At 63.7% G+C, this 25,663-nt stretch carries 24 protein-coding genes, 1 tRNA gene and 2 pseudogenes; 10 read left to right on the top strand and 17 right to left on the bottom strand.

Going from position 1 to position 25,663, the window contains the following annotated elements:
- Positions 1-73: 73 nt before the first annotated feature.
- From EJ077_RS28470 to EJ077_RS28460, 3 genes and pseudogenes are all read left to right on the top strand, one after another.
- A complete protein-coding gene (locus EJ077_RS28470; protein WP_208703151.1) occupies positions 74-538 on the top strand; it encodes a MarR family winged helix-turn-helix transcriptional regulator in 465 nt (154 codons plus the stop codon).
- Positions 531-1,823, top strand: coding sequence for an HlyD family secretion protein (locus EJ077_RS28465; RefSeq protein WP_208698072.1), 1,293 nt, complete (start codon positions 531-533; stop codon positions 1,821-1,823). The genes EJ077_RS28470 and EJ077_RS28465 overlap by 8 nt, the downstream gene beginning before the upstream one ends.
- Positions 1,820-3,366 (top strand): annotated as a pseudogene (locus EJ077_RS28460) (DHA2 family efflux MFS transporter permease subunit). Before EJ077_RS28465 ends, EJ077_RS28460 begins: the two are co-directional and overlap by 4 nt.
- A 196-nt stretch (positions 3,367-3,562) precedes the next feature.
- On the opposite strand, the gene EJ077_RS28455 reads toward EJ077_RS28460, so the two are convergent.
- From EJ077_RS28455 to rpmH, 4 genes and pseudogenes are all read right to left on the bottom strand, one after another.
- The gene (locus EJ077_RS28455) at positions 3,563-4,123 is read right to left on the bottom strand and encodes a fasciclin domain-containing protein (protein ID WP_208698070.1); all 561 of its coding nucleotides are present in this window, start codon (positions 4,121-4,123) and stop codon (positions 3,563-3,565) included.
- Between the two features lie 171 nt (positions 4,124-4,294).
- Positions 4,295-6,106, bottom strand: a complete 1,812-nt coding sequence (gene yidC, locus EJ077_RS28450) for a membrane protein insertase YidC (RefSeq protein ID WP_208698068.1) — start codon at positions 6,104-6,106, stop codon at positions 4,295-4,297.
- Positions 6,107-6,120: 14 nt separating this feature from the next.
- A pseudogene (gene rnpA, locus EJ077_RS28445) lies at positions 6,121-6,473 on the bottom strand (ribonuclease P protein component).
- 14 nt (positions 6,474-6,487) lie between these two features.
- Positions 6,488-6,622: a 50S ribosomal protein L34 gene (rpmH, locus tag EJ077_RS28440; RefSeq protein WP_008833937.1), complete on the bottom strand. Its 135-nt coding sequence runs from the start codon at positions 6,620-6,622 to the stop codon at positions 6,488-6,490.
- Positions 6,623-6,899: 277 nt separating this feature from the next.
- On the opposite strand from rpmH, the gene EJ077_RS28435 reads away from it, so the two are divergent.
- Together EJ077_RS28435 and EJ077_RS28430 are read left to right on the top strand one after the other, a co-directional pair.
- The gene (locus EJ077_RS28435; RefSeq protein ID WP_208698066.1) at positions 6,900-8,387 is read left to right on the top strand and encodes a sensor histidine kinase; all 1,488 of its coding nucleotides are present in this window, start codon (positions 6,900-6,902) and stop codon (positions 8,385-8,387) included.
- Positions 8,388-8,672: 285 nt separating this feature from the next.
- A tRNA-Arg gene (locus EJ077_RS28430) sits at positions 8,673-8,749 on the top strand.
- Between the two features lie 79 nt (positions 8,750-8,828).
- On the opposite strand, the gene EJ077_RS28425 is transcribed toward EJ077_RS28430, so the two are convergent.
- The 5 genes from EJ077_RS28425 to EJ077_RS28405 all read right to left on the bottom strand — a co-directional run bounded on the left by EJ077_RS28425 (position 8,829) and on the right by EJ077_RS28405 (position 13,854).
- Positions 8,829-10,487, bottom strand: a complete 1,659-nt coding sequence (locus tag EJ077_RS28425) for an FAD-binding dehydrogenase (protein WP_208698064.1) — start codon at positions 10,485-10,487, stop codon at positions 8,829-8,831.
- A 102-nt stretch (positions 10,488-10,589) separates the two neighbouring features.
- Positions 10,590-11,576, bottom strand: coding sequence for a Gfo/Idh/MocA family protein (locus EJ077_RS28420; RefSeq protein ID WP_208698062.1), 987 nt, complete (start codon positions 11,574-11,576; stop codon positions 10,590-10,592).
- Between the two features lie 113 nt (positions 11,577-11,689).
- On the bottom strand, positions 11,690-12,265 hold the full coding sequence (locus tag EJ077_RS28415; protein ID WP_208698060.1) for a YceI family protein: 576 nt from the start codon (positions 12,263-12,265) through the stop codon (positions 11,690-11,692).
- A 69-nt stretch (positions 12,266-12,334) separates the two neighbouring features.
- Complete coding sequence (locus EJ077_RS28410; protein WP_208698058.1) at positions 12,335-12,904, bottom strand: cytochrome b; 570 nt, start codon at positions 12,902-12,904, stop codon at positions 12,335-12,337.
- A 59-nt stretch (positions 12,905-12,963) separates the two neighbouring features.
- Positions 12,964-13,854 carry a LysR family transcriptional regulator gene (locus EJ077_RS28405; RefSeq protein ID WP_208698056.1) on the bottom strand — a complete coding sequence of 297 codons (891 nt, stop codon included), beginning with the start codon at positions 13,852-13,854 and terminating at the stop codon, positions 12,964-12,966.
- Between the two features lie 96 nt (positions 13,855-13,950).
- On the opposite strand from EJ077_RS28405, the gene EJ077_RS28400 reads away from it, so the two are divergent.
- Complete coding sequence (locus EJ077_RS28400) at positions 13,951-14,946, top strand: aldo/keto reductase (protein WP_208698054.1); 996 nt, start codon at positions 13,951-13,953, stop codon at positions 14,944-14,946.
- Positions 14,947-15,166: 220 nt separating this feature from the next.
- Here the strand turns inward: EJ077_RS28400 and EJ077_RS28395 are convergent, their stop codons facing one another.
- From EJ077_RS28395 to infC, 7 genes are all read right to left on the bottom strand, one after another.
- The gene (locus tag EJ077_RS28395) at positions 15,167-15,769 is read right to left on the bottom strand and encodes a nucleotidyltransferase family protein (protein WP_208698052.1); all 603 of its coding nucleotides are present in this window, start codon (positions 15,767-15,769) and stop codon (positions 15,167-15,169) included.
- 39 nt (positions 15,770-15,808) lie between these two features.
- Complete coding sequence (pheT, locus tag EJ077_RS28390) at positions 15,809-18,217, bottom strand: phenylalanine--tRNA ligase subunit beta (RefSeq protein ID WP_208698050.1); 2,409 nt, start codon at positions 18,215-18,217, stop codon at positions 15,809-15,811.
- A 43-nt stretch (positions 18,218-18,260) separates the two neighbouring features.
- Positions 18,261-19,313 (bottom strand): phenylalanine--tRNA ligase subunit alpha, encoded by a 1,053-nt coding sequence (gene pheS, locus EJ077_RS28385; protein ID WP_245458811.1) that lies wholly within the window; start codon positions 19,311-19,313, stop codon positions 18,261-18,263.
- A 190-nt stretch (positions 19,314-19,503) separates the two neighbouring features.
- Positions 19,504-19,905: a 50S ribosomal protein L20 gene (gene rplT / locus EJ077_RS28380; RefSeq protein ID WP_208698046.1), complete on the bottom strand. Its 402-nt coding sequence runs from the start codon at positions 19,903-19,905 to the stop codon at positions 19,504-19,506.
- Between the two features lie 37 nt (positions 19,906-19,942).
- On the bottom strand, positions 19,943-20,146 hold the full coding sequence (gene rpmI, locus EJ077_RS28375) for a 50S ribosomal protein L35 (protein WP_006201248.1): 204 nt from the start codon (positions 20,144-20,146) through the stop codon (positions 19,943-19,945).
- A gap of 183 nt (positions 20,147-20,329) precedes the next feature.
- A complete protein-coding gene (locus tag EJ077_RS28370) occupies positions 20,330-20,956 on the bottom strand; it encodes a methyltransferase family protein (RefSeq protein ID WP_208698043.1) in 627 nt (208 codons plus the stop codon).
- A gap of 240 nt (positions 20,957-21,196) precedes the next feature.
- Positions 21,197-21,733, bottom strand: a complete 537-nt coding sequence (infC, locus tag EJ077_RS28365; protein WP_010912915.1) for a translation initiation factor IF-3 — start codon at positions 21,731-21,733, stop codon at positions 21,197-21,199.
- A 220-nt stretch (positions 21,734-21,953) separates the two neighbouring features.
- Between infC and EJ077_RS28360 the strand changes: the two genes are divergently transcribed.
- From EJ077_RS28360 to EJ077_RS28345, 4 genes are all read left to right on the top strand, one after another.
- Positions 21,954-22,721 carry an alpha/beta hydrolase gene (locus tag EJ077_RS28360; protein ID WP_208698041.1) on the top strand — a complete coding sequence of 256 codons (768 nt, stop codon included), beginning with the start codon at positions 21,954-21,956 and terminating at the stop codon, positions 22,719-22,721.
- A 2-nt stretch (positions 22,722-22,723) separates the two neighbouring features.
- Positions 22,724-23,866 carry a benzoate/H(+) symporter BenE family transporter gene (locus tag EJ077_RS28355; protein WP_208703150.1) on the top strand — a complete coding sequence of 381 codons (1,143 nt, stop codon included), beginning with the start codon at positions 22,724-22,726 and terminating at the stop codon, positions 23,864-23,866.
- A 117-nt stretch (positions 23,867-23,983) separates the two neighbouring features.
- A complete protein-coding gene (locus EJ077_RS28350; protein WP_208698039.1) occupies positions 23,984-24,466 on the top strand; it encodes a DUF2852 domain-containing protein in 483 nt (160 codons plus the stop codon).
- Between the two features lie 99 nt (positions 24,467-24,565).
- A complete protein-coding gene (locus EJ077_RS28345) occupies positions 24,566-25,324 on the top strand; it encodes a M48 family metallopeptidase (protein WP_127873325.1) in 759 nt (252 codons plus the stop codon).
- Positions 25,325-25,363: 39 nt separating this feature from the next.
- Here EJ077_RS28345 and EJ077_RS28340 read toward each other — a convergent pair whose 3' ends face one another.
- Complete coding sequence (locus tag EJ077_RS28340) at positions 25,364-25,579, bottom strand: hypothetical protein (RefSeq protein WP_208698037.1); 216 nt, start codon at positions 25,577-25,579, stop codon at positions 25,364-25,366.
- Between the last annotated feature and the right edge of the window lie 84 nt (positions 25,580-25,663).

The following is a 25,663-nucleotide window of genomic DNA, read 5'->3' as shown; positions in this document are numbered from 1 at the left end:
GTCCAGCAGGATTATGTGCATGATGATAATAAGCATGCTCACGAAAGTTGTCAGCCGACCCCGACCCCCTCCCATGCCCTCTTCCCCCAATATCAGCTTCGTGCTGCACGACGTCGCGCGCCTGCTTCGCAAGCGGTTCGAGCAGCGGTCACGCGCATCGGGGCTGACCCGCGCCCAATGGCAGGTGTTGGCCTGCCTTTCGCTGCATGAAGGCATCCACCAGAACAAGCTCGCCGACCTCATCGAGATCGTGCCGATCACGCTCGCGCGGCTGCTCGACAAGATGGAGGCGCGTGGCTTCATCGAGCGCCGGCCCGATCCCGTCGACCGCAGGGCATGGCTGCTTTACCTGACACCGCGGGCCCGTCCGCTGCTCGAGATCATGCGCGGCAACGGCCAGAAAACACGAGACGAGGCCTTCGCCGGCCTTTCGTCCGAAACACAGCAGCATCTGCTGCAAACCCTAAGCTTGATCAAATCCAATCTGCTCGCGGCTTGCACCCAGCCAGCCGTCGACCGGGAGAAAGTACATGGCTGAATCGACATCCCCCAAGAAGCCTGCCGGAGACGAAACACCGGCGAATCGGACCGACCAGATTATCCAGCTCGACAATGAGCGCGAACAGCGGCGGGCCAGTGTCGTCATCGAAGATGACGAGCAGGAAGCGCCGGTCGCGCTGGAGCCGGCGGCGCTCGAGGCTCCGGCCAGGGAGTCGCCGCCACGGCAGGCCCCCGCCGCCGTCGCCCCTCCTGTTCCGGTCAAACCGAAGCGCAGCCTGACGCGGCCCGTCCTCTTTGCCCTGCTTCCCGTCGCGCTTGTCGTCGGCGGTTATTATTATGTCACCGGCGGTCAGCTGATGACGACCGACAATGCCTATATCCAGGCCCAGTCGCTCGGAGTCTCCACCGACGTCTCCGGCACGGTGCAGGAGATCGACGTGCATGAGAACCAGGCGGTGAAGAAGGGCGACGTGCTGTTTCGCCTGCGGCCGGCCTCCTTCGAAACCGCTCTCGCTGCCGCCCAGGCCCAGCTCGGTACCGTCCGCAACCAGGTGCTGACCCTGGAGGCGAGCTACCAGCAGTCACTGTCGCAGATCGAGCAGGCGCAGGCCGACATTCCCTATTACGAGGCCGCTTTCCAGCGGCAGCAGGATCTGCTCAAGACCTCCACCGCCTCGAAGGCGTCTTTCGACAGCGCCCAGCATGATCTCGTCGCCGCGCGCCAGAAAGTGTCCGTCGCCAAGGCGCAGGCGCAGGCCACGCTCGCCCAGCTCGGCGGCGACGCCAACCAGCCGGTGGAGAAGAACCCCTTCTACCTCCAGGCCCAGTCGGGCGTCGACGATGCGCAGCGCAACCTCGCCGATTCCGTGGTCAAGGCGCCGTTCGACGGCATCGTCACCAATGTCGACGCGCTGCAGGTCGGCAAGTACCTGCCGGCCTCGCAGCCGGCGTTCAGCCTGGTCTCGTCGACTGATCTGTGGATCGCGGCGGAACCGAAGGAAACCGAGCTCACCTATGTACGGCCGGGACAGACCGCGACGATCAGCGTCGACACCTATCCCGGTGCCGTCTGGCACGGCAAAGTTGCCTCGATCAGCCCCGCCTCGTCGTCGAGTTTCTCGCTGCTGCCGGCGCAGAACACCACCGGCAACTGGGTCAAGGTCGTGCAGCGCATCCCGATGCGCGTCACGATCGATGGCATCGATGGCAAACCACCGCTGCGCGGCGGCATGAGCGCCGTGGTCGACGTCGACACGGGCCATGCACGCGGCCTGCCGGACTTCGTCACCAATCTCATCGGCCTGTTCGGACAAAAGTCATGACCAGCGCGTCCGCGACAGGTGCCACGCCGGTGGTCGCCAATCGCGGCGCCATCACCGCCTGCGTGATCCTGGCCGTCATCATGCAGGCGCTGGACACGACCATCGCCAATGTCGCGCTGCCCTATATCCAGGGCAGCGTCTCGGCCAGCGCCGACCAGATCAACTGGGTGCTGACCTCCTACATCGTGGCGGCGGCGGTGATGACGCCACCTTCGGGCTACCTTGCCAACCGCTTCGGCCGCAAGCGCATCCTGTTGACCTCGATCACCGGCTTCGTCGTTGCCTCGGTGCTGTGCGGCTTCGCGCAGTCGCTGCCGCAGATCGTCGGCTTCCGCCTGCTGCAGGGCCTGTTCGGCGCAGCACTGGTGCCGCTGTCACAGAGCATCCTGCTCGATATCTACAGTGTGGAAGAGCGCGGCTCCGCCATGGCGCTGTTCGGCGTTTCGGTGATGGTCGGGCCGGTTCTGGGGCCGGTCATCGGCGGCTGGCTGACCGAGAATGTCAGCTGGCGCTGGGTGTTCTACATCAACGTGCCGATCGGCGCGCTGGCCTTCGCCGGCGTGTCGCTGTACGTCCTGGAAACCAAGCTGGATTTCAAGGCAAGGCTGGATTGGCTGGGTTTCGGCATGCTCAGCATCACCATCGCCGCCTTGCAGATGTTTCTTGATCGCGGCGAGCAGCTCAACTGGTTCTCGTCATCCGAGATCATCGTCGAGGCGCTGATCTGCGCGTCGGCCTTCTACATCTTCCTCGTCCACACCTTCACCGCCCGCAACACCTTCGTCAATCCAAGGCTGTTCCTCGACCGGAATTTCGCCGTCGGCATGATCTTCATCTTCATCATCGGCATCACCTATCTCGCCTCGCTGGCGCTGATGACGCCCTACCTGCAGACGCTGATGGGCTACCCCGTGGTGACGGCCGGCATCGTCATGGGGCCGCGCGGGCTTGGCACGATGGCTTGCATGTTCCTGGTCGGCAGGCTGATCGGCAAGGTCGACACGCGCTGGCTGCTGCTCATCGGCCTGCTGATCACCGCCTGGGCGATGTACGACATGACCGGCTGGACGCCCGATGTTTCGCAGTGGACCATCATCTCCACCGGCTTCATCCAGGGGCGGGCTTGGGCTTCCTGTTCGTGCCGCTGACCACCATCACCTTCGCCACGCTGGCGCCGGAGCGGCGCGCGGAAGGCACCGGCCTCTACAATCTGTCGCGCAACATCGGCTCCAGCGTCGGCATATCGGTGGTCACCGCGCTTCTGACGCAGAATGTGCAGATCAACCACGCCAACATCGCCACCTATGTAACGCCCTTCAACCAGGCGTTCGGCGATCCGGCGATCTTCAAGGCGATGAACCCTTATACCGCCGCCGGCCGCGCCGCGCTCGACGGCGTGGTCACGCTGCAGGCGACTGTTATCAGCTACATGAACGACTTCAAGCTGATGATGATCCTGTCGCTGGCGGCGATCCCGCTGGTGCTCCTGCTGCGCAAGCCGGGTACGCCGGCCAAGGTCGACCACAGCGCCGTCATGGAGTGATGTGGCAGAAGCGGTCGAGCTTCGAACGGCGAGGCTCAGCGCCTCACCAAAAGAAACCGGGGTCCTGTGAGGGACTACAGGACCCCGGCCTCGCCGATGCGGCTTCCCAAGAAACATGGCACCTCGTCATGAGGCGGGGATGGCGGACCGAGAAAGCCCCAACGATCCGCCGACGCCCCCTTTTCGCCGGGAGCCGCTACTTCGGCAACAGAACCTTGTTGACGACGTGAATGACGCCGTTCGACTGGTTGACGTCGGCGATCGTCACCTTCGACTCGCCGCCGGACTCGTCCATGATGTAGAGCTTGCCCTTCTTGACTTCGGCGGTGAGCGTGTCGCCCGAGACGGTCTTCATCTCGTATTTGCCGCCCATCGCCTTGGCCTTCTTCATCATCTCGGCGCCCGAAATCTTGCCGGCCACGACATGCGCGGTCAGCACCTTGGTGAGCTTGTCCTTGTTCTCGGGCTTGAGCAGCGTGTCGACCGTGCCGGCCGGCAGCGCCGCGAAGGCTTCGTTGGTCGGGGCAAAAACGGTGAACGGGCCGGCGCCTTGCAGCGTGTCGACCAGGCCGGCGGCCTTGACGGCTGCGACCAGCGTCGTGTGGTCCTTCGACTTGACCGCGTTCTCGACAATGGTCTTGGTGGCGTACATCGGCGCGCCGCCGACATTCGGGTTCTTGGCAAAGGCTGGAGCGGCAATCGCCATGCCGGCGACGAGGGCTGATATGGCGATGGTCCTGAATGTGGGCAAGCGCATGTGGTCTTCCTCCGGGTGAGGGCTGATCGGGATTGATAGCCTTTGGAAACGCACACGCAGTCACGCCCCTCGAGTGATTGCAGTTTCGCCGATCACGGGATCGTGAAGCGATGCCTTGGGCAAACAAAAAGGCCCGGACGAGCCGGGCCTTTTGAGGAGGGAACGCGCCGGCTATTCGGCCGGCGAAGGTTTCTTGCGGAACAGCGCCATCAGATTGTCCCACAGCTCGATCTTGGCGCCCTGGCGCTTCATGATCACGCCCTGCTGCAGGATCGACAGCGTATTGTTCCAGGCCCAGTAGATGACCAGACCCGCCGGGAACCCGGCCATCATGAAGGTGAAGATGACGGGCATCCAGGTGAAGATCGCGGCCTGCGTCGGATCCGGCGGCGTCGGGTTCATGCGCATCTGCAGGAACATGGTGACGCCCATGATCAGCGGCCAGACGCCGATCATCAGCATGTGCGGCAGGGTGACCGGAATGAGGCCGAACAGGTTGAACAGCGAGGTCGGATCGGGCGCCGCCAGATCCTGGATCCAGCCGAAGAACGGCGCGTGCCGCATCTCGATGGTGATGTAGAGCACCTTGTAGAGCGAGAAGAAGACCGGGATCTGCAGCGCTACCGGCCAGCAGCCGGCGAGCGGATTGATCTTCTCGGTCTTGTACAGCTCCATCATCGCCTGCTGCTGCTTCATCTTGTCGTCCGCGTATTTCTCGCGGATCTCGAGCATCTTCGGCTGCACTTTCTTCATGTTCGCCATCGACGCGTAGGACTTGTTGGCGAGCGGGAAGAAGATGGCCTTGACGATGACGGTGGTGGCCAGGATCGCCAGGCCGAAATTGCCGAGGAACTTGTAGAGCGTGTCGATCAGCCAGAACATCGGCTTGGTGATGAAGTGGAACCAGCCCCAGTCGATCAGGAGATCGAACCGCTTGATGTGACGATCTTCGGCATAGGCGTTGATCTTGGCGACTTCCTTGGCGCCGGCGAAGACCTCGGTTTCTACGGTCGCCGACTGGCCGGCCTCGACATTGATCGGGTCGGTCAGGAAGTCGGACTGATAACGGTGGCGGCCATCCTCGAAATAGGCATAGCGCGGCTGGAACGGCTGCTTCTCGGTCGGCACCAGGGTGACGGCCCAATATTTGTCGGTGATGCCGAGCCAGCCGTCGGTCGACTTGCCGGGCTGGTACTGCTTGTCCTTCTCGACCGACGCGTATTTGTGTTCCTGCAGGCCTTCCGTCCCGGTGAAGCCGATCAGGCCTTCATGCAGCACATAGGTGCTGGCGACGGCCGGCTTGTCGTAGCGCGTGACACGGCCATAGTTGAACAGCGAAACCGCGCTCGAGCCGGCATTCTGCACCGTGTCCGACACCGTGAACATGTAGTTGGCGTCGACGGAGAAGGTGCGCTTGAAGGTCAGGCCCTTGTCGTTGGTGTAGGTGAGCGTCACCGGCGTCGACGGGGTCAGCGTCGGATTGCCGTCCACGCTCCACACCGTTTCGGCACCCGGCACCGCGCCGGTCTTGTCGTTGCCGACAAAGCCGATCTCGGCGAAATAGCCGGTCGGCAGGGCCTGCGGGTTGAGCAGTTCGATCTCGGGCGAATTCTTGTCGACGGTCTCGGTGTAGTGCTTGAGCTTGAGGTCGTCGAGGCGCGCGCCGGTCAAATTGATCGAGCCCTCGAGGCTCGGCGTATCGATCTTGACGCGCTTCGAAGCCGCCAGCGCCTGGTCGCGGCCGGCCGCGGTAACGACGTCGCCGCCGGGCGCGCTGGGAATGGCGCCGGGAGCCGGGGCGGGCGTTGCCGCACCCGGGTTGGCCGCCTCGGCCGCCTTCTTCTGCTCTTCCACGCGCTGCTGCTCGATGCGAGCCGCCTCGCGTTGCTGCTCGCTGCGCGGCAGGACATAAAAATACTGCCACAGCGCCAGGATCAGCACCGACAGGGCGATGGTGATGAAGAAGTTCCGGTTGTTTTCCATCGAGAGCCCTTGGCCTATCGTGTTCCGCGAATCCGGCGGGAGAGTTCGGCCTTCAACTGGCCGAAGGGGCGCGCAGCGCATCATCGCGCCCGACGATGACATAATCATTGCCGGGCACCATGTCATCTGCGGCATGGACGCGGACGGCCTCTTTCAGCCGCCGCCTGACGCGGTTGCGCACAACAGCGTTGCCGACCTTCTTGGTGACGGTGTAGCCCACGCGCGGTACCCCGCCGTCGCCGCGGTCGAGGACCTCGACGAGGAAAAACCGTCCGCGTCGCTTTTCACCACGACGGACGGCCAGGAATTCCGCGCGTTTCAGAAGCCGCTTGGGATTTTGCCCCACTGGCTTGCCGGTTGCGGGCAACGATCTCGTCTCGCTTAGGCGCTGAGCCGCTTGCGGCCGCGGTTGCGGCGAGCTGCGACGACGCCACGACCACCCTTGGTGGCCATGCGGGCACGGAAGCCGTGCCGGCGTTTGCGGACGAGTTTGGACGGTTGGTAGGTACGCTTCATTTGTTTTAATACCGCGGGGTGCGGCCCTTCTTGATTCTGTCACTCTGTAACAGGAGCTTTGCCGGGCCGGCTTTGGCGCGATCGAAACCGCGCCGGGACGAATGGCCCGAGCGTGAGCGGGCTTATAGAAAGAAGGGTTTTGGAAGTCAATCCGGCGTCGGCGCGCTAAAGACGCACCTCTTCTGGAGCATCTATTTTTCCGACCAAGGGAGAAATTGGCAAAAAAGCCGTAATCGCCTAATCTTGGCTGATCAAGTGATTGTGAAGATCGAGTCGCATGAGCGAAGCCAGCCAAGCAGGGGAAGGGACCGGAACGGCGTCAGCCGCTGTCCGTACGGTACCCCTGTCGCGCGGTTTGTCGACGAAGCTGCTGCTGCTCACCATCGTTTTCGTGCTGCTGGCCGAAGTGCTGATCTTCCTGCCCTGGATCGCCAGCTATAGGCTGAGCTGGCTCAAGGAGAGGCTGAGCACGGCCGCCGCCGTGTCGATCGTGCTGGTGCAGGGCGAGCCGACTTCGCTGTCGCGCACGGCCCAGAACGACGTGCTGATGGCCATCGGCGCCAAGGCGATCGCGGTGCGCGACGGCGGCGTCTCGCGGCTTCTGGTGGTGGCCGACATGCCGCCGCAGGTCGACGAACACATCGATCTCGCCAGCATCGGCATGGTCAAGGGCATGACCGGCGCGCTGGACACGCTGTTTTTCGGCGGCGACAGGATGCTGCGGGTTTTCGGACCAGTCGGCGACAGCGACAAGGAGTTCGAGCTGATCATGCCGGACTACTCCCTGCGCAAGGCCATGCTCATCTATTCGCGCAACGTCGCCTTCGTCTCGCTCCTGATCTCGCTGTTCACGGCCATGCTGGTCTATGCCGCGATCGACCTGATCATGATCGGCCCGATCCGCGCCATGACGCGTTCGATGCTGTCCTTTTCCCAGGCCCCTGACGATCCCGGGCGGATCATTCACCCCGCCGACCGCGCCGACGAGATCGGCGTGGCCGAGCGCGAACTGTCGCAGATGCAGGAGCGGCTGCAAAAGATGCTGGCCGAGCAGAAGCATCTGGCCGACCTCGGCCTCGCCGTATCGAAGATCAATCACGACATGCGCAACATCCTGGCCTCGGCCCAGCTGATGTCGGACCGCCTGCGCCAGGTCAAGGATCCGACCGTGCAGGCCTTCGCGCCAAAACTGGTGCGCGCCCTCGACCGCGCCGTCGCCTATTCGGAGGGCGTGCTTCACTACGGCCGCACGCAGGAGCCGCCGCCCTCGCGCCGCAGGGTGCGGCTGCGCCAGCTTGTCGAGGACGTGCACGGCCTGCTGGCGATCGAGGAGGGCATCGAGTTCATCAACGCCGTCGAGACGGCTTTCGAGGTGGACGCCGATTCCGACCAGCTGTTCCGGGTGCTCACCAACCTTTGCCGCAACGCGGTGCAGGCGATGGCGGCCGACACCGAAAGCGCCGTCGTGCGGCGGCTGGCGGTCTCGGCCGAGCGCATGGGCAGTGTCAGCCGCATCGCCGTCACCGACACCGGCCCCGGCCTGCCGCCGAAGGCGCGCGAAAACCTGTTCGCGGCCTTCCGCGGCTCCGCGCGCAGCGGCGGCACCGGCCTTGGCCTGGCCATCGCGCATGAACTGATCCGCGCGCATGGCGGCACGGTGGAATTGGTCGAGTCGATTGGCGGGCGCACGACATTCGCTGTCACCATCCCCGACCAGCCGGTGCGCCTCGATCAGGCCCGTGGCAGCCTGCGCCGCCCGGCTTAAGGTGTGTTGCTAATGAGCTGAGGCCAGCCTGCAAATGGTGGTTTCCTGCGCTTCCGGTGCTCACGTACCAAAAGTACGCTCCGCTCCGGTTCTCGGAAGCCGCCATTTTCGACTCGGCCTGAGCTCAATCCCAGCACACCTTGATCTGCACAGGGGAAAGCGCCTGCGACAAAACTTTTGCCGGATCGGCTTGCTTTTCGCAAATTCAGTCGTTAGGGAACTGCACACATTCGCGGCCGGTCTTTCGGATCGGATCGCGGGGCCGTTGAAAACATGGCCTGATGCGCGCCCGTAGCTCAGCTGGATAGAGCACCAGACTACGAATCTGGGGGTCAGGAGTTCGAATCTCTTCGGGCGCGCCAAATCTTCCCTAAACTGCGGATCGTTGGTTGCACGGTCGATGGCATCGGCTTGGCCAAGCGCCTGCAAGACGCCGCCATCTCACCCCACCGAACGTGCCGCCGCCCGTCCGGCGCTGCGGCCCGAGAAGATGCAGCCACCAAGGAACGTGCCTTCGAGCGCCGCGTAGCCGTGCACGCCGCCGCCGCCGAAGCCGGCGGCTTCACCGACGGCATAAAGGCCTTGTACCGGCTGGCCGTCGGGACCCAGCACGCGGCTGTCGAGATCGGTCTGCAGGCCGCCCAGCGTCTTGCGGGTCAGGATGTTGAGGCGCACCGCGATCAGCGGTCCGTTCGCCGGGTCGAGCATCTTGTGCGGCTTTGCCGTGCGGATCAGCCGGTCGCCGAGATAGGCGCGCGCGCCGCGCAACGCGGTGATCTGCATGTCCTTGGAGAACGGATTGTCGAGCTGCATGTCGCGGGCGCGGATCTCGCGCTCGACCCCTGCCACATCGAGCAGCGGTTCGCCGCCGGCCAGCGCGTTCATGCGCGCCACCAGCTTCGAAAGATCGGCCTCGACGATGAAATCCTCGCCCTTTTCCATGAACGCCTTGACGGGACCGGGGATGCCGGACGTTGCGCGGCCGAGCACCTGGCGCCAGCTTTTTCCCGTTAGATCGGGGTTCTGTTCCGAGCCTGACAGCGCGAATTCCTTCTGGATGATTTTCCGGGTCAGGATGAACCAGGAATAATCGAAGCCGGTGCTCATGATGTGGCTGAGCGTGCCCAGCGTGTCGAAACCGGGATAAAGCGGCACCGGCAGGCGTTTTCCCCGGGCATCGAGCCACAGCGAGGACGGTCCGGGCAGGATGCGGATGGCATGATCGGTCCAGATCGGGGCCCAGTTCTTGATGCCCTCGACATAGTGCCACATGCGATCGCGGTTGATGATCGAGCCGCCGGCTTTTTCGGTGATGGCCAGCATGCGGCCGTCGACATGGTCGGGCACGCCGGTGATCATGCGCGTCGGCGCGTTGCTCAGCCGCTTGGGCCAGTTTTCCCGCACCAGCTGATGATTGCCGCCAATGCCGCCGGAGGCGACGATCACCGCTTGCGCGTGCAACTCGAAATCGCCGGCTATCTCGCGCGAGCTTTTCCGGCCGCGCTCGACGCTGCTCGGCTGCAGGATGTCGCCCCACACGCCGGTCACGGCCGCACCCGTCCGCGTCAGCTCGTTGACCCGGTGGCGGAATTTGAAGCTTAGCAGCCCGCGCCTCTGCGCTTCTCGCACACGCAGCACGAAAGGCTCGATCACGCCGGGACCGGTACCCCAGGTGATGTGGAAGCGCGGCACGGAATTGCCATGGCCGATGGCATTGCCACCGCCGCGCTCGGCCCAGCCGACGACAGGAAAGAACTTCAGCCCGCGCTCGATCAGCCACGAGCGCTTCTCGCCGGCGGCAAAGCCGACATAGGCCTCCGCCCATTTGCGCGGCCAGAAATCCTCCGGCCGGTCGAAGGCGGCCGTGCCCATCCAGTCCTCGAGCGCCAGATCATGGGAGTCGCGGATGCGCATGCGCCGCTGCTCCGGGGAATCGACGAGGAAAAGCCCGCCGAACGACCAGAACGCCTGGCCGCCCAGCGATTGCTCCGGCTCCTGGTCGACGATGATGATTTTCTTGCCGGCCTCGGCAAGCTCGGCGGCGGCGACCAGCCCGGCAAGGCCGGCGCCGACAATGATCACATCCGCGTCGTCAGCCATTTTTCCTCCAGTTAACCGGCAGCAATTCCAGGAAAAGTGTGAGGCGGTTTTCCCGGGAAAAGCGCGTAGCGCTTTCCCTAGGGAATTGCGTCAAACAATGGCTCAGACGGTCTCCCAGCCGCCCGTGTCGCCGGCGCGGAAGATGGCGTCGATGACTTTCTGGTTGAGCACGGATTCTTCCAGCGTGAAGACCCGCTCCTTGCCGCCCTGCGCCGCCCGCGCGAAGGTCTCGACCTCGAGCCTGTATTGCTGCGTGCCGGGAAAGCGAAACACCTGCGCCTCGGTGTGGTTCTGGTTGTGCAGTTCGACGCGGTGATGGTCGTACAGCCCGGCGTTGAAGGGCGAGAACACTTCGATGAAACCCTTCTCGCCGTGGAACACCATCACCTGGCGTGCCGCCATCTGGGTCGACAGGTAGAAGGACAGTTCGAAATCGCCGAAATCGGCGCGGATCGAGGAATAGATGTCGGTGCCGAATGTCTTGTCGCGCTCGATCGTCGCCTGTACGCGCAGCGGCTCCTTGCCGGTGGAGAAGCGCGTCGACACGGTCGGGTAGACGCCGATGTCGGGCAGCGCGCCGCCGCCGAGATCGAGCTTGTTGCGCATGTTGTTGGGATCGACATTGTAGTAGGAGAAGGCGCCCTGCACATGACGCAGCCGGCCGATGGCGCCGCTGGCGATGAGATCACGCACCTTGATCCATTGCGGATGGTAGATGACCATGAAGGCTTCGCAGACCAGCACCTTTTTGGCATCGCGCAGCTTGATCAGGGGCGCGATGTCCTTGGCGTCGAGCGCCAGCGGTTTTTCGACCAGCACATGCTTGCCGGCCTCGATGGCCTTGGCCGTCCATTCGACATGCTGCGAGGTCGGCAAGGGGATATAGACGCCGTCGACCTGGTCGGAAGCGAGCAACTCCTCATAGGAGCCGAAGGCGTGGCGCGCGCCGAAGCGGTCGCCCAACGCCTTGGCCTTCGACAGGTGGCGGCTGGCGATCGCCGACAGCACGCCGTTCTCCGCCTCGACGATTGCCGGCAACAATTGCTCGCGGCCGATCTTGGCCGTCGACAACACACCCCATCGGAACATCGCGCTTCTCCATGTCGGTTACAGGCAAGGAGGTTTGCCTGAAATCGCCGGAAAAGCCAATGCGGGTGCTCTGTTCCCGCCCCACGAAGCGGGGGCGAGGAACCAGGCCGCGCCTATCCCTTTTTCCCTACCAGCGTCATGTCGAAATCGACGACGTTGGAATAGAGCGGCGTGCCGACATCCATGCCATAGCGCGAGCGCAGCACCTTGCCGGTGACATGGAATTTGATCGTCCCGCCCTTCAACCCGTCGAGATCGGCGGTGAATTTTTCCGGAAACGTCTTGCCGCGCGCCGTCAGCCGGCCGGTGACGAGCGCCGTCGTGTCACCGGTGCGGCTCACGCTTGTCGAGCGGAACTGGATTTCGGGACTGTTGGCCGCATCGAACACCGCATCGGAGCGCAGGAAGGCATCGATGCGGCCCTGGCCGGTGCCCACACTTTCCGGATAGATGGTGAGGTCGACTTTCGAGCGCCCGACATCGCCGTTTTCGATGCGGATCGTGCCCTTGAAGCGGGCAAAGGCGCCGTCGAAGCCGCCGCCGCCGGTCTTGCCGATGGTGAAGCGGATCGCGGAACCAGCCTGGCTGATCGTATAGCTGCCGGCGGCATCGCCGAGTACCACTGCCGCATAGACGGGCATGGCAAGACAGGCGGCCGCAGCCGCCAATCCGAGGATTCGCGCACGCATTGGATTGTTCCTTGTTCGGAGGCAACGCTCTCTCGCGTCCTCACCGCACAAACGAGATCAGGGCCCGTTCTATTCCCCGGCTGACGAAGGCGTGATCATGCGTGTCAGCACGCTGTCGCGCAGCAGGAAATGGTGGCGCAGGGCAGCGCAGACATGCAGCGCAACCATCCCGATGCCGGCATAGGCGAGATACCAGTGCGCCGACGCCCAAAAATTTTCGGCGGCGTCGGATTCGGGCAGCGGCAGGTTCGGCATGACGAACAGGTTGAACGGCATGCTGGGGATTTCCAGCGTCGAGACCGAAACCAGCGCCCAGCCGGACAGAGGCAGGGCGAGCTGGAAGACATACAGCGCCAGATGCGCCAGCGGCGCCGAGCGGCGCTCCAGGGCGCCGACTGAAGGCGGCAACAGCGGCCCAGCGTTGCCGAGCCGCCAGACGATACGCAGGATGATGAGCCCAAGCAGCAGAAAGCCCAGGGATTTATGCAGCTGGATCAATTCGAAGGCGGTACGCTGGCTCTGGGTCCTGACCATGACGAAGCCGAGTATGAACTGGCCGATGAAGATGATGCCGATCAGCCAGTGGAGGACGATGGTTGCCCAGCCATAGCGGGTCGTGGTGTTGGTGATGTTCTGCATGGGAGGCGAACGAATGCCAGGCTGGGTTTCTTCCCCTTGCCGCCAAGCGGGAGAGTTGCCTACCCGCTCACCCTGGAGAAATCGACGAAAGCCCTCAGCGCCGGCCGCATCTGGCGGCGGCTGGGGTAATAGACGAAGAATCCCTCAAAGGGCGGGCACCAGTCCTCCAGCACGCGGATCAGCCGGCCGTCGGCGAGCGGCGCGCGGACATAGTCCTCGAAGACGAAGGCGAGCCCGGCGCCGTCGACCGCCGCCTGGGCGATCAGATGATCCTCGTCGAGGATCAGGGGTCCTTGCGCGGCAATTTCGATCTCCTCGCCGTCCTTCTCGAATTCCCAGCGGTAGAGGACGCCGCTGGAGAAACGGAAGCGGATGCAGCGATGGTCCGCCAGCTCGCGCGGATGGCGAGGTTTCGGCATCGTCGCGAAATAGGACGGCGCGCCGACGACGGCACCGCGAAGATCCGGGCCGATGCGCACCGCGATCATGTCGCGCTGCAGGCTTTCGCCGAGCCGCACGCCGGCGTCGAAACCGCCTTCGACCACGTCGGTGAAGCGGTCCTCGATGACGATCTCCAGCACGATCTCGGGATAGGCGGCGGCAAAGGCGCCGAGCCGCGGCGTCAGCGTCAGATGCGCAGCCGTGCGCGGCACGGTCAGCCGCAGATTGCCGGCTGGTCGGTCGCGCGCCTCGACCGCTGTTTCCAGCGCCAGGTCGATCTCGGACAGCGCCGGCCGCAATCGCTCCAGCAATTGCGCGCCTTCCTCTGTCGGGGCGACACTGCGCGTGCTGCGCGCCAAAAGGCGCACGCCAAGCCGTGCTTCCAGGCTGGAGACCGCGTGGCTCACCGCCGAAGGCGCGATCGCCAATTCCCTGGCCGCACCGCGAAAACTGCCGCATTGGGCAACGGTTGCCAGCACAGCAAGCTGTGAGAGATGCGCTCGGTTCATTGATCTATTTCTTGGAACGACCCGTACTAAGAAGAGCCGATTATCGAACGGACCGCAAGGCATTACTTCTGCCGCATCACAACAAGGAGACGCGTGATGAAAACCCGCAAACTCGGTACTGAACTCGAAGTCTTCCCGGTCGGCCTTGGTTGCATGGGCATGAGCTTTGCCTATGGCGGCCAGCCGGAAGCCGAGGCGATCGCCACCTTGCACCGCGCCGTCGAGATCGGCGTCACCTTCTTCGACACGGCGGAGGTCTACGGCCCCTTCGAGAACGAGATCCTGCTGGGGAAGGCACTGAAATCGGTTCGCCGCAAGGTGACGATCGCGACCAAATTCGGCTTCAAGATCCTGGAGGAAGGCACCGGCATGAATCGCATGGCCGGTGTCGACAGCCGCCCCGAGCACGTCAAGGCTGTTGCCGAAGCGTCGCTGAAGCGGCTCGGCACCGATGTCATCGACCTCTACTACCAGCACCGTGTCGACCCGAACGTTCCGATCGAGGACACGGTCGGCGCCATGGCCGAGTTGGTGCGTGAGGGCAAGGTGCGGGCGCTGGGCCTGTCGGAGGCGAGCGCCGCGACCATCCGCCGGGCACACGCCGTGCACCCGATCGCGGCCGTGCAGAGCGAATATTCGCTGTGGAGCCGCGACCCTGAAGACGATGTCTTCGCTGTCTGCCGCGAGTTGGGCATTGGCTTCGTGCCCTACAGCCCGCTCGGCCGCGGCCTGCTGACCGGCACTATCGCCAAGCCGGAGACCTTGAGCGACGATGACTGGCGCCGTGTCCTGCCGCGCTTCCAGGCCGATGCCATGGCCGCCAATGCCGAGGTGATCGCCACGCTGGAAAAGATGGCGGCCGACAAAGGCGTCACCTCGGCGCAATTGGCGCTGGCCTGGGTGCTGCACCAGGGCGATTTCATCGTCCCGATCCCCGGCGCCCGAAAAATCCGCCATCTAGAGCAGAACACGGCGGCGGCCGCGATCGAGTTGAGTGTGGCCGAGGTGGCGGCAATCGGCGACGCGCTGTCGCCGGACAAGGTGGTTGGCAAGCGCTACACCGAGGAGTTGCTGGCGCTGGTGAATGGGTGAGCAAAAGGGGCGCTTCGGCGTCCCTTTTTCGAAGGTCGGTGCGAGGCCCCCTCTCTGTCCTGCCGGACATCTCCCCCTTAAAGGGGGAGATTGGATGTAGTTTCAGCTTTCGCCAATCGTCGGCGTTGGAGAAGGGGCAGAGCGCCGAAGCTGCCGATCTCCCCCTGAGGGGGAGATGTCCGGCAGGACAGAGAGGGGAGCCTCGCGCCAACCTCTCTCCCTACCAGGCCATCACCGTAATCTCCGGCCAGTTTTCCTGCGCCCGCGCGCCCTTCACTTCATGCGTCCGCTGGTTGTCCATCACCCGGTTAGGCGTGATGCGAAACGAGAAGAGATCGTCGAGCCCGAACGGCGCCACCAGCTCCAATTGCCCATCGGCGTCGTAGCGTACCCCGACCGCATGTGTCTTCGAGGCGAAATAGCTGACGGACTCACTGGCACTCGTATAACGCGGGCAGGGCTGTCCGAACTTCTGCGGATACCACAGATGCACGCGGGCCTGGTTGCGCACTTCGACCGGCAGCGGCAGTCCCTCGAAATGCCGCGCCGCCCGGCGGATCACCGCGTCCTCTGCCTCATAGGACAGGTCGGAGTCGTCGAAATAGAAGAGATCGACATCCCTGATGCCGTAGCCCGCCGGCTTGCCGGTCAGGTGGTTCCAGACGCTGTTGTAGAGCGCGCCGGAAACCACCAGCCAATCCGGCAAGGCAAACGCGCGCACCCGTGCCAGCGTTTCGGCGAGCAGCGGGTCGGCCGCGACGATGCCGAGAAACGCTCTTCGTTGTTTCTCAAACGGGAGCCCGGAATGACGCAGATGGTTCATCGCCCTTTGGAGGTCGATTCGCCATCTACCCGCAATCCTTTATCCCCGCAGCACGCCACCCGTTTGCTTGCCGACATTCTCGACGATGCGCTTGGCCAGCGCCTCGAAATCCTCGTCGGTCAGTGTCTTCTCGACCGGCTGGATCGACACTTCGATGGCTATCGATTTTTTGTCGGCGCCGAGCGACGCACCCTCGAAGATATCGAAGACCGAGACGCCAGTGATTAGCTTCTTGTCGGCGGCCAGTGCGGCGCGAACAAGCGTGCCGGCCTCGACCGCCTTGTCGACGACGAAAGCAAAGTCGCGCTTCACCGCCTGGAAGGCGGAGAGCTCCAGCCTGGGCTTGGTTTTCGTCGGCTTGGCCTTCGGCTCGGGCACGGCGTCGACGAACACTTCGAAGCCGCACAGCGGCCCGGAGACATCGAGCCCTTCCAGCGTCTTCGGATGGAACTCACCGAACGTGCCGAGCACGGTCTTCGGACCGAGCTTGATCGTGCCGGAACGGCCGGGATGGTACCAGGCCGGTCCGCCCGCCTCGATCTGCAGCCGGTCGACAGGCGCGCCGCAGGCTTCCAGTGCGGCGATCGCATCGGCCTTGGCGTCGAACACCCCGACCGGACCGGAATTGCCGGCCCAGTTGCGGCCGGAGCCGTCGAGCTTGGCCGTACCGCGGCGCACGCCGGCGGCGACGCGCCGCTGCTGGTCGGCGCGATCGCCCTCATAGGTGCCCGAGACCTCGAACAGCGCCACGTCGCCAATGCCCTTGTCCGCATTGCGCTGCGCGGCCGAAATCAGCCCCGGCAGCAGCGAGGGCCGCATGTCGGACATGTCGGCGGCGATCGGGTTGGCGAGTTTCAGCGCCGTCTGGCCGCCGCCGAACAGTTCGGCGTGCCTGGCCGGAATGAACGACCAGGTAACGGCCTCCATCATGCCGCGCACGGCAAGCGAACGCTTGGCGGCACGGGTGCGGATCTGCAGCGTCGTCAGGATCTTGCCGTTGACCACGTCATGCGCGCCGAGCGGCTGCGGCGCGATGTTGTCGACGCCATGGATACGCATCACCTCCTCGACCAGATCGGCCTTGCCGTCGACATCGGGACGCCAGGAAGGCACGGTCACGTCGACGACGTCGCCCGATCCCTGCACGTGGAAGCCGAGACGCGACAGGATGTCGAGGCTCTCCGCCTTAGGCACCTCGATGCCGGTCAGCCGCTTCACTTCCGACAGCGGAAGGGGAACGATTTTTGGCTGATGCCTGGCATAGCCGGCCACCTCGATCTCCGTGGGCGTGCCGCCGCAGAAGTCGATCACCAGCTTGGTCGCCAGTTCGACGCCCGGCACCATGAATTCAGGGTCGACGCCACGCTCGAAGCGATAGCGTGCATCGGTGATGATGCCGAGCGTCCGGCCGGTGCGGGCCGTGGTGATCGGGTCCCAGAGAGCGGATTCGATCAGCACGTCCGTCGTGTTCTCGTCGCAGCCGGAATGCTCTCCGCCCATGATGCCGGCAATGGATTCGACGCCATTATCGTCGGCGATCACGCACATTTCCGGCGTCAGCGTGTATTCGCGCCCATCGAGCGCCTGCACCTTTTCGCCATCCTTGGCGCGACGCACGACCAGATTGCCGGCGACCTTGGCGGCGTCGAAGACGTGCAGCGGCCGGCCGCGATCGAAGGTGACATAGTTGGTGATGTCGACCAGCGCACTGATCGGCCTCAGCCCGATGGCGATCAGGCGCTGCTGCAGCCACTTCGGCGACGGCCCGTTCTTGACGCCCTTGACCAGCCTGAGCGCGAAGCCCGGGCAAAGCTCCGGCGCCTCGATCGTCACCTTCACGGGGCACATGCCGCTGCCGACATGCGGCATGATCGCGCCGCCGACGAGGCGGCCGAGGCCGCTCGCCGCCAAATCCCGGGCGATGCCGTAGACGCTGGTGGCATCGGGCCGGTTCGGCGTCAGATTGATCTCGATGACAGGATCGTCGAGATGGGCATAGGACGCAAAGCTGGTGCCGACCGGCGCATCCTCGGGCAGGTCGATAATGCCATTGTGTTCGTCGGACAGCTCCAGCTCGCGCTCGGAACACATCATGCCGTGGCTTTCGACGCCCCTGATCTTGCCGACCGCCAAAGTGACGTCGATGCCGGGCACATAGGTGCCGGGCGCCGCGAAGGCGCCGATCAGGCCGGCCCGAGCGTTAGGCGCGCCACAGACGACCTGCACCGGCGGCTTGCCGTCACCGGTATCGACGGTCAGCACCCGCAGCCGGTCGGCGTCGGGATGCTGCACCGCCGTCAGCACCTTGGCGATGACGAAGGGCTTCAGCCCTGCCTTGTCGTCGACATGCTCGACCTCGAGGCCGATCGAGGTCAGCCGCTCGACGATCTCGGTCAGCGTGGCATCGGTTTCAAGGTGATCCTTGAGCCAGGAGAGGGTGAATTTCATTGGGCTGTTCCGTAATGGCTGGCAGCAGGAGTCTTCAGGGGTGTCACGCGCTCAAGCCTCCGAACAGCGTCGGCATGTCCAGCGGCCGGAAGCCGTAATGCGACAGCCAGCGCACATCCGCGTCGAAGAAGGCACGCAGGTCCGGCATGCCGTATTTCAGCATGGCGATGCGGTCGATGCCCATGCCCCAGGCAAAGCCCTGGTATTCGTCGGGATCGAGCCCGCCGGCCCTCAGCACGTTCGGATGCACCATGCCGCAACCGAGAATCTCCATCCAGTCGGAGCCTTCGCCGAAGCGTACTTCGCCTGGCCTGGAGCGGTCGCACTGGATGTCGACCTCGAGGCTCGGCTCGGTGAACGGGAAGAAGGACGGCCGGAAGCGCATCTTGACCTGCGGCACTTCGAAGAAGGCCTTGCAGAACTCTTCCAGCACCCACTTCATATTGGCGACGTTGGCCGACTTGTCGATCACCAGCCCCTCGACCTGATGGAACATCGGCGAATGGGTGGCGTCGGAATCCTGGCGGTATGTCTTGCCCGGAATGACGATGCGGATCGGCGGCTTCTGCTTCTCCATGGTGCGGATCTGCACGGGCGAGGTGTGGGTGCGCAACAGCTTGCGTTCGCCTTTCTCGTCCGGCTGGAAGAAGAAGGTGTCGTGCATCTCACGCGCCGGATGGCCCTCCGGGAAATTCAGCGCGGTGAAATTATAGTAGTCGGTCTCGATATCGGGACCTTCGGCTATCGAGAAGCCGAGATCGCCGAAGATTGCGGCGATCTCGTCGATGACCTGGCTGATCGGATGGATGCGGCCGCGCTCGGCCGGCGACTGCCGCACAGGCAGCGTCACGTCGACCTTTTCGGCGGCAAGCCGGGCGGCGATCGCCACGTCCTTCAGTTCCGCCTTGCGCAAGGCGAGCGCGTCGGTGACGCGGTTCTTCAGGCCATTGATGGCCGGGCCCTTTACCTGCCGTTCCTCGGCGCTCATCGCGCCAAGCGTCTTCAGCATTTCGGAGACCGAGCCCTTTTTGCCAAGCGCTGAGACGCGCACGGCCTCGATCGACGCCTCGTCGGCGGCTGAAGCGATGTCAGCCATCAGGGAATTTTCGAGTGCATCAAGGCCAATGGTTGCGTCGTTCACGATCAAGCTCGCTGCGTTGGAAATCACTCTGGGCGTGAAAGTCACGTTCGGAGTGAAAGTTCAGCCATAAAAGAAAAACCCGCGCCAGCCGTGCCAGCGCGGGTTCCCCATAATCAGAATTGCGAATGCTTGGGAAGCGCTGGTCTTAGGCGACAGCGCTTTCAAAAGCGTTCGGCGTGGTGTTCTTCAGATATTCGAGTGCCACCTTGGCCTTGGCGACCAGGGCGGCGAAAGCCTGCGGCTCGTGAATGGCCATGTCGGACAGGATCTTGCGATCGATCTCGATGCCGGCCTTGTTCAAACCGTCGATGAAACGGCCATAGGTCAGGCCGTGCTCGTGAGTCGCGGCATTGATGCGCTGGATCCACAGCGCGCGGAACGCGCGCTTGCGGTTCTTGCGGTCGCGGTAAGCGTACTGCAGCGACTTTTCCACCGCCTGCTTGGCGATGCGGATGGTGTTCTTGCGACGGCCATAGAAGCCCTTGGCGGCTTTCAGGACCTTCTTGTGCTTGGCGTGAGCGGTGACGCCTCTCTTTACACGTGCCATGTCATGATCTCCTTAAAACGCTGTCCAGACCGAATGCTCAGAGGCCGTTCGGCAGAAAATTCTTGATGACCTTCTTGCCATCCGGTTCAGCCAGAACCATCGTGCCGCGGGCATTTCGAATGAACTTGTTGGAACGCTTGATCATGCCGTGACGCTTGCCGGCCGCAGCCGACAGGACTTTACCCGTACCTGTGATCTTGAACCGCTTCTTGGCGGCCGATTTGGTCTTCATCTTGGGCATTTTGCTACTCCGTATTGTTGGCGCACGATCGCGCTTCTTGTTCGCTTCGGGCCGACCAAAGCCCGAAAAGCAAATGAAACCGCCACGGCATGCCCTGCCGGGCGGTTTTCTTGGAACGGCGGTGCTATAGATCAAAGACGGCGCGGGCGCAACACCTCAGGCCGTGCGACGCACTGTCCCCGGTCAGGGCAGCGTGAACCACACCGGCAGCACGCCCGACTGTTGCGCGCCGTCGATCAGTTCGAAAGCCGGCAGCGCTATGAGAAACACCAGCCCGTCGAGCAGTGTGGTCAAAAGCAGGCGCGGCTTGAAGCTGCCGGTATCGCCTTCCTGATAGAGCGAAAGCTTGGGGAAGAAGCGCGGCACGCGCGCCAGATAGTCCGCATAGGGTGCGCCGAGCGCTTCCTTGAGGAATTTCTCCTCGCGCAGGATGACGATATGGAAGGCACCGGCGCACAGAACCGCGAAAAGGATAATGCCGGAGAACGAGCCGATCTGCGCGCCGACACCGGCGGCGGCGACGGTCGAGAACACGTAGAGCGGATTACGGGTAATCGAGTAGGGCCCGCCGGTCACCACCTCGGACGACTTGCGTCCGCCTATATAGAGCGTCGCCCACAGGCGCCCGACGATGCCGAGGAAAATCAAGAGCACGCCGAACATCTCGATCGATTCATGCACCGGCGTGTCCGGCGGGAAGGTCGATTGGCCGAACAGCAGTGCCAGAAACAGCACCACCACGAGCACGGCAAGCACCAGCCGGCGCATCTGCTGGTAGTTGCCCAGCCCGTGTTTGTATTCTGTGTCCAAGATTGGGATCCGATCGTCGAGGAGCCTGGCCGGCGATCGCAGCTCTAGCCAGGAATAGGCGTCCCGCCGGCGGTCGGGACGCCTTGTAGCACAATTCAGGCGGATTTTAGCGCGATGACGAGGCGTGACGTCATCGTGATCCAAGCGGGTTCCGCAAAAGTGTCCACGGTTTTGCGGTGAGAACCCGCGACAACCATGGAAACTATGCAGACGACGCGTTGCGAAGCGAGCGGAGTCCGCTTAGCGCGGCGCCAGCACCATCATCATCTGGCGGCCTTCGAGCTTTGGCTCGGCTTCCACCTTGGCGATGGTCGCCACTTCCTCGCGCACCTTGTTCAGAAGCTGCATGCCGAGTTCCATATGCGCCATCTCGCGGCCGCGGAAGCGCAGCGTCAGCTTGACCTTGTCGCCTTCCTCGAAGAAGCGGCGGACCGCCTTCATCTTGGTCTCGTAGTCATGGCTGTCGATATTCGGGCGCATCTTGATCTCCTTGATCTCGATGACCTTCTGATTCTTGCGCGCCTCGGCCGCCTTCTTCTGGTTGGCGTATTTCAATTTTCCGAGATCGAGGATTTTTACGACGGGCGGCACCGCGTTGGGCGATATTTCGACCAGATCGAGCCCGGCCTCTTCGGCGAGCAGCAATGCGTCGTTGATGGAAACATCGCCGCGGTTCTGGCCTTCGGCGTCGATAAGCTGGACCCGGGGAACCCGGATGTCACGGTTGGAGCGCGGCCCATCCTTGGTCGGCGCCGCTGCTTTGAAAGGTCTGCGAATGGTCGTGGTCTCCTTGGCCGTTTCGTTCAGGGTTCGTATGAATCTGTGTGCGGACGCGCCAATGTGGGAAGCGCGCGGCGCAAGTCAATAGCACAGCGTTCTCAAGAAATCACCTGATCACGAGCCTGTGCCAAGCAAAGAAACATCGCGAGCACTTTCCGCCTTGCCTTTGGCCGTGCCAAAAGCGAGGCGTGAAAAAAACCGGGACCGCCCCACAGCCATGACCGCCGCTCCGACCTTTCTTGATGTTGATGGATCCGATATCGCCGTGCGCCATGCGGGTGGCTCGACGCCCGGCATCGTCTGGCTCGGCGGCTACAAGTCGGACATGCTGGGCACGAAGGCTGAGACGCTGTCGGACTGGGCGGCACGGGAAGGCCGGGCCTTCCTGCGCCACGACTATTCGGGCCATGGCGAATCCGGCGGCGCCTTCGCTGACGGTACGATTTCGAAATGGCTTGCGCAAAGCCTTGCGGTTTTCCGGCATTTCGCCAAGGGCGATCAGGTCCTGGTCGGCTCATCGATGGGTGCCTGGATCGCGCTGCGCATGGTGCAGGAGTTGCGCAAGGCAGGCGATGCAAGCGTCGTCGGCCTGGTGCTGCTGGCGCCGGCACCCGATTTCACCAGCGACCTGATCGAGCCGGTGCTGACCGAGGCGCAGAAACGCGACCTCGCCGAAAAGGGGTTCTTCTCGGAGCCGTCGGACTATTCCGCCGAGCCCTATGTCTACACGCGCGCGCTGATCGACGACGGGCGCGAAAACCGGGTGATGACCGGGCCGATCGACACGCATTGCCCGGTTCACATCTTGCAGGGGCTGGCCGATGCGGACGTGCCATCGAGCCACGCGCTGAAGCTCGCCGCCCTGCTGCCGGCCGACGATGTCACGCTGTCGCTGATCCCCGACGGCGACCATCGCCTGTCGCGCCCGCAAGATCTCGACATGCTGGTGCGGGCGGTCGGCGACATCGCCGGACGAGGCAAGTGACGATGCGCCTTTCCATCCCGATCTCCGCTTTTGTCGCGGCAATCGTCGGTTTCGGCGGCACGCTGGCCATCGTCATCGCCGCAGCCAAGGCGGTCGGCGCGACGCAGGTCGAGACGGCGAGCGGTGTGACGGCGATCTGCCTGGCAATGACGGTCGAGTGCCTGTTGCTGTCATGGCGCACGAAAATGCCTGTCATCACCGCCTGGTCGACGCCGGGCCTGGCATTGGTCGCTGCTTCGAGCGGCTTTTCGATGGGCGAGGCCGTCGGAGCCTATATCGTGACGGGCGTGCTGTTGGTCGCTACCGGCCTGTTTGGGCCGCTGACCCGACTGATATCGAGAATACCGGCTTCGGTCGCTTCCGGCATGCTGGCCGGCATCGTCGTCACCTTCGCCATCAATGCCATGAAAGCCATTCCGGCGGATCCTTGGCTCATCCTGCCGCTGATCGCGGCGTTCTTTGTCATCCGGCTGTTCAATCCGGCGCTGTCGGTACTGGCGGTGCTGGTCGGCGGTGGCCTTGCCGCCTTTCTCACCGGCCGTGTCGGCGGCTTGCCTGCGCCCGAATTGTCGACACTGACGTTTATTGCTCCCCATTTCACCGCCAAGGCGATCATCGGCCTGGCGCTGCCGCTCTATCTCGTCACCATGGCCTCGCAGAACCTGTCGGGGCTGGCGGTACTGCGGGCGGCCGGCTACCACCCTGAACCTGGACCGCTGATCGGTATCACCGGCCTGTTTTCGCTCTTGTCGGCGCCGTTCGGGGCCGGAACCACCAATCTGGCGGCGATCTCGGCGGCCATTTGCACCGGACCTGACGTTCATCCCGACCCCGCCGAGCGGTGGAAGACGGGTCCGTTCTATGCGCTTGCCTATCTGATCTTCGCGATGTTCGGCGCCTCGCTGGTGGCGATCTTCGCCGTCCTGCCGCAGAGCCTGATCGTGCTGGTGGCGGGCCTGGCGCTGATGGCCTCGCTCGCCAACGCGCTGGCAATCGCGCTCAAGGACGAAGGCAACCGCATGGCCGCCACCGTCACCTTCGTCGTCACCGCCTCCGGGCTGACGCTGTTCGGCGTCGGCGCGGCATTCTGGGGCCTGATCGCCGGGCTGGTCGTGCTTTTCCTCGATATGCTCAAAAAGCGATAATCATTTCAGAACCTTGTCCGGTTTTGGCGGACATTGTCTTGAATCGCCGTTTTCGTCTTCCCATTTCGATTCCACGCAGCCGGTCCTGGCTGTCTCCAACCGAAGGAATGGGAGAAAATGAACACATCTGCATTGATCCGCCCGGCCTGGACGCCGGCGACCATCGCGTTGATGGTGATCGGCTTCATGGTGTTCTGGCCGCTCGGCTTCGCCATGCTCGCCTACATCATCTGGGGCGACCGGCTCGAGGGCTTCAAGCGTGACGTCAACCGTGCGACCGACGGCATCTTCGCCGGCTGCCGCCGTGGTTCCGACAAGGCCGCGCGCTGGGGCAATGGCTCCGCCCGCACCGGCAACGTCGCTTTCGACGATTGGCGCGAAAAGGAGCTTGAGCGCCTCGCCGAGGAACGCCGCAAGCTCGACGACATGCTGACCGAGTTCGACGAGTACGCTCGCGAATTGCGCCGCGCCAAGGACCAGGACGAGTTCGACCGGTTCATGGCCAACCGCAACAAGTCGACGGCTCCGGCGAAGACCGACCCGAGCACCGCAACGACCCCCACCAAGCGTGGCAAAGGCTCGAACCTGCTCGACGACTGAGGCCCAGCGACAGGGCCAAGGTATGATAACGGCGTCGCGCGAGCGGCGCCGTTTCTTTTTTGTTCTATTCGTTTTCCTCGAATCGCGTATCGTCCCGCCATGACCATCGGGTTCTTCCGCAATCTGACGAAGCCCAAGCCCACGCCTGCCGTGGAACGGGAATACTGTGTCGCCGGGCGCACGCTGCCGCTCAAGATCGTCGAGAGCGCCAGGGCAAAGCGCCTGACGCTGCGCATCGATTCCGGCGGGCAGGGCCTGCGCATCACCGTGCCGCCAGGCCTGCGCCGCGGCGAGGTGGACAGGTTCCTCGACCGCCACCAGGACTGGCTGGAGCAGCGCCTGGCCAAGGTGCCGGCTCGTCCGCAGGTTAGGCCCGGTATCAAGATCCCGGTGCGCGGCGTGCCGCACCGCATTGTCCACGAACCGTCGAAGCGCGGCACCGTCACCATATCGCGAGACGAGCGCGGCCCGCTGCTGATCGTGCATGGCGAGCGCATCCATCTGCCGCGCCGCATCGCCGATTTTTTGAAGCGCGAGGCCAAGAAGGATATCGAGAAGCTGGTGGTGAGGCATACGGAGGCGCTCGGCAAGCGCGCCAAGGCGATCCGCTACAAGGACACCTCCAGCCGTTGGGGCTCCTGCACCTCGGAAGGCAATCTGTCCTTCTCCTGGCGCATCATGATGGCGCCGCAGCCTGTCATAAACTACCTCGTCGCGCATGAAGTGGCGCATCTCAAGGAGATGAACCACGGCCCGAAATTCTGGAAACTGTGCGAAAAGCTCTGCCCCGACACGGACCGCTGCAAGGATTGGCTGAAGCGTAACGGCGGCGCCCTGCAGGCGATCGTTTTCGAATAGGGATAGCGGACGGCGGCGTTTCAGCTACCGGCCACGCATTCAATCATCGTTCGCCGCGTTCAGCTCCTCCGGGCGCAGTCCTTCGTCGGTATGCGGCCAGGGCAGAAAGTTCCGGTCGAAGGCATCGCCGCCGAAATAATCCAGCGCCCGATGCGCTTCGGCGCCGTTGAAGGCGGCCTTGTCTATGAGATGCGCGATCACCTCGCGCGCCTGCGCGATCTTCTGCTTCAGTTCGGCAACGCTCTGGTCGGCCATGGCTGTGCTCCCGCCTTGCATGCTGTCCATCAATAGGTAGCGCCTTTGGCCTTGCCGGCAAACAGCATGCTTTTTCTCGACTCT

This window comes from Mesorhizobium sp. M8A.F.Ca.ET.057.01.1.1, assembly GCF_003952565.1.
In the GTDB taxonomy this organism is placed as follows: Bacteria; Pseudomonadota; Alphaproteobacteria; order Rhizobiales; family Rhizobiaceae; genus Mesorhizobium.
Note: the sequence above shows the minus strand (reverse complement) of the source record. Positions and strands in the feature narration are given on the sequence as shown.